Genomic DNA, 11,006 nt, shown 5'->3' on the forward strand with positions numbered 1-11,006 from the left:
CATGGAATATTGCACTGCGCAAGGCGGTAGGGGGCGCTGGACTGGCCAGTGCTAGAAGCCGATCAGTTCTCCGTGATAACCGGCAAAGCGGCGGATGTCGATCAGGTCCCGGCTGCTGATTACCTTGGGGTCGAATTTCAGTACTACCAGGTGGGGATTGTCGGGATTGAAATCGGCAGAGATAACGCCGTCTCTCTCCAGGAAATCCTGCTCCAGCTTATCGGTCTGTTCGGGGTCGAGTTTCTGGTCGATGTGAATGACGACGTCGGCAATGCCGGTATTCATGATCTCCTCCGACTTCATGTTATTGCTCTTTGTGTAGGATAGTCGAAAATTTTTATTCCGTTGCAGAAAGCGAAATCAGGAGATATTGCGTATCATGTATCGGTTGTCGTGTTTTGAAATAACAGAAATAAAGGACGGATTATGGGTGCCCATATTTATAGAAAGTTTAACTGGTAGGTTCCTCTACCGTGAGCTCTGACGATGCCATACACAATGCATTGGCCAGGGCCTCAGAGAGTATCCGTAACATGGATTAGTTCGAGGTCAAGGAGACCCGTGGTCACATCGTGGACGGTAAGGTTGCCCATTGGCAGGTAGTGATCAAGGTGGGTTTTCGCCTTGAGGATGCATCTTCGTCCCACTGATCAGCGGGACGGTTGTACCGGGTTGAGTGGCGGTAGCCTGGGTTCTCTCTTACTGGCCAATCCCTTGCGGAAATTGAGAGAGGGTCTGAGCTGGCGCCGGAACTTTTTCTTCCAGACTTCAAAATCGAGCTCAGTACCTCCATAGAGGCTGCTGTCCAGTTCCTTCATCAGAATTACCATGGCCGCTTCGCTGGTACCTCTATGGATCTGCGCAAGCTGTCGGCCAACCATTGGCAATGACTGCTGTACCGGGATGTCGAGATGCTTGTTGGCGAGAAAGCGCAACATGTAGCTCCAATCCATGGGGTCCTCTTCATTCTCCACCAGCCTTACACAGAACCAGAGCCTGAATGAATGGGGCAGGGCGCGGATGAGAAGCTGCCGGATCTTCTGCAGACGCCTTATCGGCGAGAGCCAGGTGAGGAAGGCCGAGGTGTGCTCCAGGGCGAAGACAATCAGTTGGGCCATCTCCTCCTCGACCACCTGGGCAAAACGGCGGTTGCGAAGCCAGGAGAGGAGGCCGATGCCCACCAGGAAGCCGACAGCTGCGGCCAGGGGAATAAGGATCAGCGGGTTGATGCCTTCGGGCAGCCAGCTGCTGCTCTTGCTCCTTCTTCTCCTGTTCTTCCTTGATCTTTTCCGCGGCCTCGGGATCGGTCTCGGCCAGCATCGCCAAGGCCAGTCTGCGGTTGTGCTGGGCATCGGGGTGTTCAGGATCCTCCTCGAGCGCCTGGTCGTAGGCGTTGATGGCATCGGCGAACCGGTCCTGCCGGTAACGGGTGTTGCCCAGGTTGTAGAGGGCGTCCTGGCGGACTTCGTCGCGATCGCTCTTTTCGAACGCTTCTGCGGCAGTGTCGTACTCTTCAGCCCGGTAGAGGGCAACGCCCTTGCGGTAGTTGTCCTGGAAGGTCTCTGCCGCTTGCTCGTAGCGGTCCTGCTTGAACAGGCGGTCGCCTTTCTGCTGGGGGTTTTCGAACCAGTCGGCATTGCCCGCCTGGGGCGCGAGCAGGAGCGTCAGCAGTAGTGATTGGAGGTGAGTCGATCGCTTCATCGTTTCGCCCTCTCTGCCACGGCCTCTCTTCTGAAGCGGGTCAGCAGAATCAACAGCACCGGCACCAACAGCCAGTAGAAGCGCTCGTTCCAGATCTTCGCCGTTTCGTCCGCCTTCTCTCCTGCCTTGCTGTCCTCGGTGGCAGACTTCAGTATCTGCCGGGTGTCGTTATCCCGGAAGTTTGCAGTGATATAGGTGCCGCCTCCGGCCTTCGCAAACCGGTCCAGCGTCTCTTCGTCGAGTCGGGATTCAACGGTTTTACCGCGGTTGTCGAGCATGAAGCGTCCCATGTGGGCAGGCACAGGGCCGCCGTCAGGTGAGCCGACACCCATGACATGAAGGGTGATCTCGTCATCTGCCAGGCTTTTGATCTGCTCCTCCAGATTGGGATCTGCGAAATCGCCGTCGGTGATCAGCAGAATGCTGCGGGTGCTCTTTTCGGGCTGGCCTGCAAGCAGCTGCCTGGCCCGCTCGAGGGCCACGGAGAGGCGGCTGCCCTGGAGCCGTACCAGGTCGGGAGAGATGTGGGGCAGGAGCGTCTTGATAGTGGCCGTATCCTCGGTGATTGGCGAGGCTACATGGGCCACGGAGGCAAAGGCGATAAGACCGATCCGTACTGCGGGGTTCTGGTCGACCAGGTCTTCGATCTCTTGGCAGGCACGGGTCATGCGCGACGGCTGAACATCAGCCACTTCCATGGAGCGGGAGATGTCCAGCAGGATGACCAGGTCGGAACCGGGGCTGAAGAGCTGTACCCGGGTGTAGTCCCAGCGGGGACCCGCCATGGCCAGAACCGCCATGCACCAGAGGGCGACCCAGAGTCCGAAACGGCGCCAGCGTTCTTCAGGCTTCAGTTCGCGGCTGTTGGTAAGATGCGGTAGAAGATGGGCATCGGCGTAGTCATGGATACGCGCATACCTGCCCTGTACGGCACTGTATCTCAGCCAGCCGGCCACGGGCAGGATCAGCAGCAGGCCTAGTAGCCACCAGGGTTGTGCGAAGTGAAATGCAAACTCAGGCATTGGCAGCACTCCTGGGCAGGCGTTTGCGGCCCTCCGGAAAGAGGCCCAGGGCCAGCAACAGCAGCATCGCCGCCCCAAGGGACCAGCGGTAGAGGGGGTGGGGGATCAGGATGGTGCGCTGCTCGGCCTCGGTCTTCTCCATGGCGTCGATACGCTGGTAGATCTCCTCCAGGGCATGGGTGTTGGTGGCACGGAAGTAACCGCCGCCGGTAAGGGTGGCGATTCGCTCCAGGCTCTTCTCGTCCAGGCCGATATCCGACTCCATGCGGTACTGGCCGTCGGAGGAGCGGATCATCACCTCCTCCTGGTTGCTGCCCACACCTACGGCGTAGACCTTGATGCCTTCACGGACAGCCAACCGGGCAGCCTCCACGGGGGGTATGGTGCCGGCGGTGTTCTCGCCATCGGTTACCAGCAGCAGTACCCGTGAACCCTCGGGACGCTCACGCAGTTTCTTCACGCCCAGGGCGATGGCGTCCCCCATGGCGGTGGCGTCTCCCGCCATGCCAGGGGTAACGTCCTGCAACAGGGTGTCGACGGCACGCAGGTCCAGGGTGAGCGGGGAGAGGACAAATGCCTGGTTGCCGAATACCACCAGGCCCACGCGGTCACCGCCACGACCCTCGATAAAGCGACCCATCACGCCCTTGACCACTGACATCCTGCTCACCGGCTGATTGTTCTGGCTGAAGTCCAGGGCGGTCATGGAGCGGGATGTGTCCACCGCCAGCATCAGGTCGTAGCCCTGGGTCTTCAGCTCGGTGTGTGGCTCCAGCCACTGGGGTTGCATGATCGCCAGGGTGAGGGAGATCCAGAGCAGGTAGAGCAGAAGTTCCTGCACCCTGCCCGCAAAGGCGGGGCGGGGTTGGCGGGACTGGAAAGCGCCCTGGAGCTGCTGGGCAGAGGGGTGCAGCAGGGTGACATGGAAGCCACCCTCATCTTCAGTCTCTTCCGGGCGCCTGAATCGGGGCCAGAGGAAACGAGCCAGCAGGGGCAGCAGCAGAAGCAGGGCCATCCAGGGCCAGTGGAAGTCAATCATCGGTTGCCTCAACTTTGTCCTTTGCGCTCTTTTTCTGTGGTGCGATCAGGTTGGTGGTGGTCCTGATCAAGTCGGCCATCTGTTCGTGTCCGGCCTGTTGATTCTCAGGGGCATAGGGAAGGGTGATCAGGAGCTGCCCTTTGCGTTCCCAGTCGAAACCGCTCTGGTCTGTCTCACCCAGGCAGCGTAGCCAGGCCTCGTCGGTGAGACTTGCCTGGTGCTCTCGCCCCAGGCGGGCGATGGCGATGCGGCGCAGCAGTTCCGAGAGTTCCGTTGCGGCCTGCTTGATGTCGATTTCGCCATTTCTGAAACGGCGCTTGAGGTGTGTCAGGGCAGCGTGGGCTTCGCTGCGCCAACTGCCTGGCGGGTAAGCGACCAGGTATCTCACAAGGGCCCAGGTCAACAGCACCAGTGCGGCGCCACTCAAAATCACGAGCCACCAGCCCGGTGCCAGGGGCCACCAGGAGACCGGGTCGAGACCATGGATGTCATGCAGTGCCCCGCCCATCATCGCAGCACCCTTGTGCGTCCGCTAAGGCGCATGCCGCGCATCAGCTCCTGGCGCACATCGCCTTGGGTGGTGATGGGGATGACCGGAATGCCGAGACGGTTTGCCGAACCGTTGAGGAACTGACGGTTCTCCCGCCAGCGCTGCCGGTAGGCTTCCCGTCCCTGCTGATCATCGGTATCAATCTCCACCAGTTCGCCGGAGGGGTCACGGAACAGGGCGCGGCCGATTGCAGGGAGCTCCCTGTCTGCTGGATCGTCCACGGGGATGATCGCCACGGTGTGGCGCAGGCAGAGCCGGCCAAGCACGGTGTCCAGGTGATGAGTGCCGCGGTTCATGTCTGCGATCACGAAGATAAGACTGCCGGTGCCGGCTCCCGTCTCTGCCTGGTGCAGGGCGCCCAGCAGCGGATCAGTATCCGGCAGTGCTTCGCCAGATGGTTCGGAAAGGGCCTTGAGCAGACGCCAAAGCGCACGGCGGTCCTTGGTGGGGTGGAAGTGCTTCAGTCCCTCCGAAGTGTCGCCGAAAAGCAGTCCGCCAACCCTGTCGTTGAGACCGTTGGCTGCCCAGCCGAGCAGGGCCGCGGCCCGGGCCGCCTGAACCGATTTGAATGTGCCGCGGGTACCGAAGCTCATATGGGGGCCCTGGTCAACGCAAAGCACCACGCTGCGTTCCCGCTCCTCCCTGAAGATCTTCAGGTGGGGGCTGTTGGTGCGCGCGGTGACCTTCCAGTCCATGTTGCGGATATCGTCGCCTTCACGGTAGGCGCGCACCTCCTCGAAGTCGAGGCCGGTACCGCGGAACACCGAGGCGTAGAGTCCGCTGAAACTGGAGTTGACCAGGTGGTGTGAGGCGATGCCCAGTGAGTGGGCCTGGTGCCTCAGCTCCAGCAGGTCGTCAAGTCGGGGGTGAAGCATTTAGGGCCTGTTAACACTAATTGAATCGTGCCTGTTGCCCCTGAAAAAGTGCCAATCAAGGCGCCAGGCGCGTAGTTTGGTCATTCCAAATGAGACGGTTGATGAAGTCGTCGCTGCTTACACCCTCCGCTTCGGCTTCGAAGCTGAGCAGGATGCGGTGACGCAGGATCTCCGGTGCAATCTCCTGGATGTGTCCCGGCGTGACGAATTCATCGCCGCTCAGCCAGGCCCTCGCACGGGCGCAGCGGGCCAGGGCTATGGCGGCGCGGGGGGAGGCGCCGAAACGGCACCAGCGCGACAGGGTCTCATCGTAAGAACCGGCGTGGCGTGTGGCCTGCACCAGGTCGACGATGTAGTCGTTGAGCTTGGGATCCAGGTAGACGTTGGCAACATCCTTGCGCATGGCGAATAGGTCCGCCTGGCTCAGAGGCTTGGTCGGTGGCGGAGTGGACTCAGACTGCTGGATCTTGCTGTCCATCTCCAGGATGGTCAGCTCCTGGTCGCGGTCGGGGTAGTCCACCCACACCTGCATCAGGAAACGGTCGAGCTGGGCTTCGGGCAGGTGGTAGGTGCCCTCCTGCTCGATGGGGTTCTGGGTGACGAGCACCATGAATAGCTCCGGCAGTGGATAGGTCCGCTGGCCGACGGTGATCTAGTGTTCCTCCATCGCCTCCAGCAGGGCGGACTGCACCTTGGCAGGTGCGCGGTTAACCTCGTCCCCCAGCAGGATGTTATGGAACAGCGGGCCCTGGCGGAATTCGAACTCCCCCTTCTCATGGCGATAGATATCGGTGCCGATGAGATCCGACGGCAGCAGGTCGGGGGTGAACTGAATACGGTGAAAATCGCCGGCAATGGCTTCGGAGAGGGTTTTGACCGCCGTGGTCTTGGCTAGGCCGGGCATCCCCTCCACCAGCAGGTGTCCATTGCAGAGCAGGCAGATCAGCATGCGGTCTACCAGCTTCTGCTGACCGACGACGCGGGACGCTATATGCTCCCGTACAGGATTGAGATCTGTGGAATTCATGCGTGGTTACTACTACTGCGTTGTGTTTATTTTTTTGCAGAGGGTTTTTCAGGTCTTTTGTGGACCTTTGCCAGATGCCCGGTTTTGTTGTTATTTCCGGTGTCTGCCTAGTACCTCCTTACCCCTGAACGGCCTATCCTGTGCTTTTCTGAGTTAGGATGCAAGCAGCTGAAGTTTGTTTGAAGATTTGAGTATTAATGAATACTGAAAGGAGGTGAAATTAATTCAGTACCCTGGGTGGAGGGATGTTTGTTCCGAATGGCTCACGATTTATAAAATCCCTCCCAATCCGGCCTGAAGACTTCTTGTCATTTCAATCGTTTGCGTACTAGAGTTTTATTGGGGGTTGCAAACTGTTTGCAGACATCTGATGGAAGCTGAAAAAAAGCCAAAATTTCCGGTCAAGGAATTTGTTGCCGATATCAAGGAGGACATCCTCCATGATCGGTTGACCCTGCCAACGCTTCCCGATGTGGCGCTGGAGGCATTGCTGGTTGTCAACGATGCGGACAGTTCGGCCGATGATGTCGCCCGCATCGTCGCCAAGGATGCCGCCATAGCCGCACGCCTTGTGCGCTATGCCAATTGCCCGATTTTTCACGGTTCCGACCCGGTAACCTCGGTTTCCCGGGCGATTACCCGAATCGGTTTCGACAGCGTCAAGCAGGCGATCTACCTGGTCTCCATGCGTGATGTATTCAAGACAGGCATCGCTATCATCAAAAAGCGAATGGACAGGTTGTGGCAGCACAGCGTAGTCGTGGCGTCAAAAGCCGCTATGCTTGCCGAACAGTTTCCCCAACTGGAGAAGGATACGGCACTGCTGGCCGGACTGATCCACGACGTCGGCGTGATTCCTGTATTGCTCAAGGCAAAGGATTACGAAGTACTCTACACCAATGAAAAGAACCTGGATAAGGTTGTGTCCGGTCTGCACATGGCGGTTGGAAAGATACTGCTCGCCCACTGGAAATTTGAGCCCGTCTTGATGGAGGTGGTGGCGCTTCATGACCACCTGGACAGGGAGCCGCCCTCGGATGAGGTGGACTACGTGGATCTTGTTCAGGTCGCCAATATTCTGAGTTATACCAAGTCCAGTCACCCTTATTCAGGCTTGGACAGGACAAAGGTGGCCGCCTTTCAGAGACTGGGTATCGAGGAGTTGATGGTGCCCGGTGGCGAGGCCAAGCTTATGCAGCAGAGCCGGGATCTGGGGTCAAAGATTTTTTAGTTCCGGCACTGCTCTTGAAGTATTCGGTGTTTATTACCGCCTCGAGACACTGCTTCGACGTGGGTGTCATTCTGTGCGGGTAGCGGTTGGCACTGCGCTCATCTCTCTCGATATCCAGCAGCTGCTTTGCCGGAGAGCAGGCACTGCTGTCACCACATTCGTTATCCATACCGCAGACATGGGTGACCAGTTGCTGGCAAGGGGTGGGCGTGTCCGAGTCAGGGGCTGCATTGCAGGGCTTGAAATAGTCCTCATTCACAAGGGCTTGCCGGCACTGCTCCGTGGTGCTGTTGGGGCCGGATCCCTTGTTCTGCCAATTTTCCTGCGGTTCGAGTTTTACCAGTTGCCTGGCAGGTTCACAACTTTCATTGTCGCGGCATTGGCCATTGAATCCGCATACCTTGATGGAGAGTTCAACACAGGGTGAAACCAGTTGGGCATCAGATGCCTCGGGTTTTTGAACTGGTGAGATGGAAGACTGTTGCGGGCGGCTTATTACCACGCCCTCCTTGATGATGACCACTGAACCGTCATCCATGCGGTGAACGCCATTCCAGAGCTGCTTCTCTCCGCTGTTGCCATAGCGGGTAGCCCGGTTGCTTGAATCGATATCGATTCGGCTGCCATCATGCAACTGGCCACTCCATCGGTCGCTGGCATAAGCGATGGCGGGAATGGATAACAGGAGAGCTAACAGCATATTCAGTTTCATGGTGTCTCCAACTCTAACGCCAACTGTTGGACAATACCAAATCGGCCAGTGCCTCGATGTGGTCCTGCCTGTCGTTGAGGGATGGAATATAGCGGTATTCGGTGCCGCCCGCTTCAAGAAAATAGTCCCTGTTTTCCTCGCCTATCTCCTCGATGGTTTCGAGGCAGTCCGCCGAGAAGCCGGGGCAGATCGCGTGAACCCTGCCGACACCTTCTGCTCCCCAGTTTTTCAGGGTTTCGTCCGTATAGGGTTTCAGCCACTCCTTGCGTCCCAACCGGGACTGGAAGGCCATTGCCCAGCGATCCTTGTCAAGACCCAGGGCATCAGCCAGCAGCTGTGCCGTGGTGCTGCACTCTTCGGGGTAGGGGTCGCCGGCGTCGGCGTAATCCTTTGGAATGCCATGAAACGAGATCAAAAGGCGATCCGGTTCCCCATGTTCCTGCCAGAAATTCCTGACACTGTTTTCCAGGGAGGATATGTACCCCGAGTAGTCCTGGTAGTGGGTGATGAATTGCAGTTCCGGAATCCAGCGCCACTGTTTCAACACGTCGGATACGGCATCGAAGGTGGAAGCCGTGGTGGTTGCCGAGTACTGGGGGTAGAGGGGGAGTACGATGACCCTTCGTGCATTGGCTCTTCTGAGCGCTTCCAGGCCGTCGGCAATGGACGGGTTTCCATAGCGCATGGCCAGCGCTACCTTGATAGGGCCGGCCGACTTTAGTTTCAGCCTTGCGTCAAGCGCGGCGGCTTGGCGCCGCGAAATGTCCAGCAGGGGTGACCCGTTGTCTGTCCAGACTTTTTGGTAGGCCTCGGCAGATTTGGATGGGCGTGTCCGCAGGATGATGCCGTTGAGGACAAGCCACCAGATAAGCTGCGGCGTCTCAACGACCCGGGGATCGCTCAGGAACTCTTTCAAATAGCGTCTGACATCCTTTGTCGTCGGAGCGTCCGGTGTGCCGAGATTTGTCAGTAGAACGCCGGTGCATTCTGGTTGATCGGTACTGGGTGCTGGACCCTGGTAATTCATTTGGCCGCCATCTCTCTCATAAACTCTTTCCGCTAGTTTCGCATTAACCACCCGAATGGCAAAGGGGATGCCCGTGGAAATATCCACCTGATGTCCCCGGTCCTAGAGTAGAGCAGAGGCTTGGAGGTGGGTATGCAGAGGTTTCTCGTTGCGTTTGGGATTGGTTTGGTCTCGTGGATGGCACAGGCAGGGGAGATGCGTCACCCCATCGATAATCCTGTTCACCAGGATGACCTGTTTGTCGCCTCGCAGGGGCTCAGCAGATTTGATCCTGTTACAGGTAAAGCGGTGTGGCATGCGCTGAACGGTATTCAACTGCACGAGCCTGTGGTGGGCGAGGCGATGGTTTTCGCAGGTGGTGCTGCCGGTCTCTATGGGCTGGATCGTGGCAGTGGCGAGTTGCTCTGGCATCAGTCAGTTGGTGAGGAGGTTTTTTCGCCGGTAGAGCACGAGGGCACTATCTACTTTGCTGGCAAGGATGGCGTGATCAGGTCGCTTGTCGCGGAAAACGGTGAAGCGCGCTGGAACGTTAAGCCGGGAAATGGTTGGGTCTACCCGCCTGTTATCACCAAGGGGCAGCTAATCGCAGGTGGACAGGATGGTGTGGTTTGGGCGCTCGACACCGAAACCGGGCAACAGGTGTGGCGGCGGCAACTCTTCCATGAAATGGTCTATCGTCCGCTGTTGTTGGATGAGCGGCGTGTCGCCGTGACTACGTTCAGTGGCGACATCGTCGTCCTTGATACGCTGAATGGCGAAGTGCTTTGGCAGAGGTGCTTTTCTACCCCCAGCCTGATGATGGCTATGACAGATCAGGGTATCGTATCAGGAAGCATGGGCGGTATGTTACGGCTGCTGAATCCGGATTCCGGGAAGTTGATATGGCAAACAGCTATTGGCAGCAAACTGGTAACCCCACCACAGGAACGTGCCGGCAAGCTCATGGTGATTGTGGATGATGGCCGATATCTGTTTCTGAATGTCGCAGCCGGAACAGTTGTGCAGCAGGGGAAGTTGTACGGTGATCCCCTGGTCGGATTCTATGTTTCAGACAATCAAGCCCTCTTTTTTTACAGGGTGAGAAATAATCTCCAATCCTCCTCGGTCTCCTTAAGTGTGAACTGATCACCTGTGTGTGATTCCACCAATACATCGGGAGAGTGAGAAATGAATATGAAAATGCTGGTATCTGTGGGGGCGCTTGCCTTTACTTTGGCTGGTACCGCTTCGGCGGCTGGCATGTCTGGAAGCGATGAAGATGTAGTCTATGCGGGTAAGCTCTGGAGCGCGATGCAGAGTGGCGGGCTTGTTGGCAAGGGTTCACTGATGTCGACGCCCTATACCGGTGTACATCCCCACGGCGCAATTCTCGATACCATTGAGGCACCTCTCAACGTTGGTGGTGAGACCAATGTGGTGATCATAAAACGCAACTACGGGGGTGAAGGGGTCGGCAAGCAGGCCGTGGCGGATGATCCTGCCAAGTGGTTGAAGGCCGTTACCGTGATGTACAAGCGTGCCGGCCTCGATCCCGAGACAAAGGATTGGTTCTGGGTCAAGTACGCGCCGGATGGTTCAGTGTTGAAAAATCCCAAGGGTGCTTCCCTGGCGGGCCTGGTAGGCAAGGGGGCGATCGCGGGCTGTATCGCCTGTCACAAGGCGGCACCCGGTGGTGACCTGGTGTTCAATCATGATCGCTATAAATAGCTGGCCCATAGAAAAGCTAAGGCAACTCTGATTAATTTCGAAAATCGTATACCATCGATCTATTGATCTCCACTCCCAGGAAAACGATGAGACAGCAAAGCCTAGAAGCCAGTGG

Annotated in this window: 11 protein-coding genes and 3 pseudogenes; 4 read left to right on the plus strand and 10 right to left on the minus strand. The window is 57.9% G+C overall.

What is annotated here, in order from left to right; all coding sequences use genetic code 11:
- Positions 1-51: 51 nt before the first annotated feature.
- A complete protein-coding gene (locus BOW53_RS04385) occupies positions 52-303 on the minus strand; it encodes a KH domain-containing protein (protein ID WP_078486295.1) in 252 nt (83 codons plus the stop codon).
- A 123-nt stretch (positions 304-426) separates the two neighbouring features.
- Between BOW53_RS04385 and BOW53_RS04390 the strand changes: the two are divergent.
- Positions 427-650, plus strand: a pseudogene (locus BOW53_RS04390) (dodecin).
- Here BOW53_RS04390 and BOW53_RS13080 read toward each other — a convergent pair.
- The 7 genes and pseudogenes from BOW53_RS13080 to BOW53_RS04420 form a co-directional block, all read right to left on the minus strand.
- Positions 651-1,181, minus strand: a complete 531-nt coding sequence (locus BOW53_RS13080) for a hypothetical protein (RefSeq protein ID WP_245831995.1) — start codon at positions 1,179-1,181, stop codon at positions 651-653.
- A 166-nt stretch (positions 1,182-1,347) separates the two neighbouring features.
- Positions 1,348-1,701 (minus strand): annotated as a pseudogene (locus BOW53_RS13840) (tetratricopeptide repeat protein); the annotation flags it as partial.
- Entirely contained in the window at positions 1,698-2,723 is a 1,026-nt protein-coding gene (locus BOW53_RS04400) for a vWA domain-containing protein (RefSeq protein ID WP_078486298.1), read from the minus strand. The pseudogene BOW53_RS13840 and the gene BOW53_RS04400, both read right to left, overlap by 4 nt.
- Positions 2,716-3,762: a VWA domain-containing protein gene (locus BOW53_RS04405; RefSeq protein WP_078486299.1), complete on the minus strand. Its 1,047-nt coding sequence runs from the start codon at positions 3,760-3,762 to the stop codon at positions 2,716-2,718. Before BOW53_RS04405 ends, BOW53_RS04400 begins: the two co-directional genes overlap by 8 nt.
- Positions 3,755-4,273 (minus strand): DUF4381 domain-containing protein, encoded by a 519-nt coding sequence (locus BOW53_RS04410; RefSeq protein WP_078486300.1) that lies wholly within the window; start codon positions 4,271-4,273, stop codon positions 3,755-3,757. The genes BOW53_RS04405 and BOW53_RS04410 overlap by 8 nt, the downstream gene beginning before the upstream one ends.
- Entirely contained in the window at positions 4,270-5,187 is a 918-nt protein-coding gene (locus tag BOW53_RS04415) for a DUF58 domain-containing protein (RefSeq protein WP_078486301.1), read from the minus strand. The genes BOW53_RS04410 and BOW53_RS04415 overlap by 4 nt, the downstream gene beginning before the upstream one ends.
- Before the next feature lie 55 nt (positions 5,188-5,242).
- Positions 5,243-6,214: pseudogene (locus BOW53_RS04420) on the minus strand (AAA family ATPase).
- Between the two features lie 370 nt (positions 6,215-6,584).
- On the opposite strand from BOW53_RS04420, the gene BOW53_RS04425 reads away from it, so the two are divergent.
- Entirely contained in the window at positions 6,585-7,445 is an 861-nt protein-coding gene (locus tag BOW53_RS04425) for an HDOD domain-containing protein (protein WP_078486302.1), read from the plus strand.
- Here the strand turns inward: BOW53_RS04425 and BOW53_RS04430 are convergent.
- Both BOW53_RS04430 and hemH read right to left on the minus strand, forming a co-directional pair.
- Complete coding sequence (locus BOW53_RS04430; RefSeq protein ID WP_078486303.1) at positions 7,405-8,157, minus strand: hypothetical protein; 753 nt, start codon at positions 8,155-8,157, stop codon at positions 7,405-7,407. The genes BOW53_RS04425 and BOW53_RS04430 overlap by 41 nt on opposite strands.
- Positions 8,158-8,170: 13 nt before the next feature.
- Positions 8,171-9,184: a ferrochelatase gene (gene hemH / locus BOW53_RS04435; RefSeq protein ID WP_078486304.1), complete on the minus strand. Its 1,014-nt coding sequence runs from the start codon at positions 9,182-9,184 to the stop codon at positions 8,171-8,173.
- 132 nt (positions 9,185-9,316) lie between these two features.
- Between hemH and BOW53_RS04440 the strand changes: the two genes are divergently transcribed.
- Positions 9,317-10,309, plus strand: coding sequence for an outer membrane protein assembly factor BamB family protein (locus BOW53_RS04440; protein WP_078486305.1), 993 nt, complete (start codon positions 9,317-9,319; stop codon positions 10,307-10,309).
- Positions 10,310-10,351: 42 nt separating this feature from the next.
- A complete protein-coding gene (locus BOW53_RS04445; RefSeq protein ID WP_078486306.1) occupies positions 10,352-10,891 on the plus strand; it encodes a hypothetical protein in 540 nt (179 codons plus the stop codon).
- Positions 10,892-11,006 lie beyond the last annotated feature (115 nt).

The sequence above is a fragment of the Solemya velesiana gill symbiont genome, assembly GCF_002020805.1.
Classification (GTDB): domain Bacteria; phylum Pseudomonadota; class Gammaproteobacteria; order Chromatiales; family Chromatiaceae; genus Sedimenticola_A.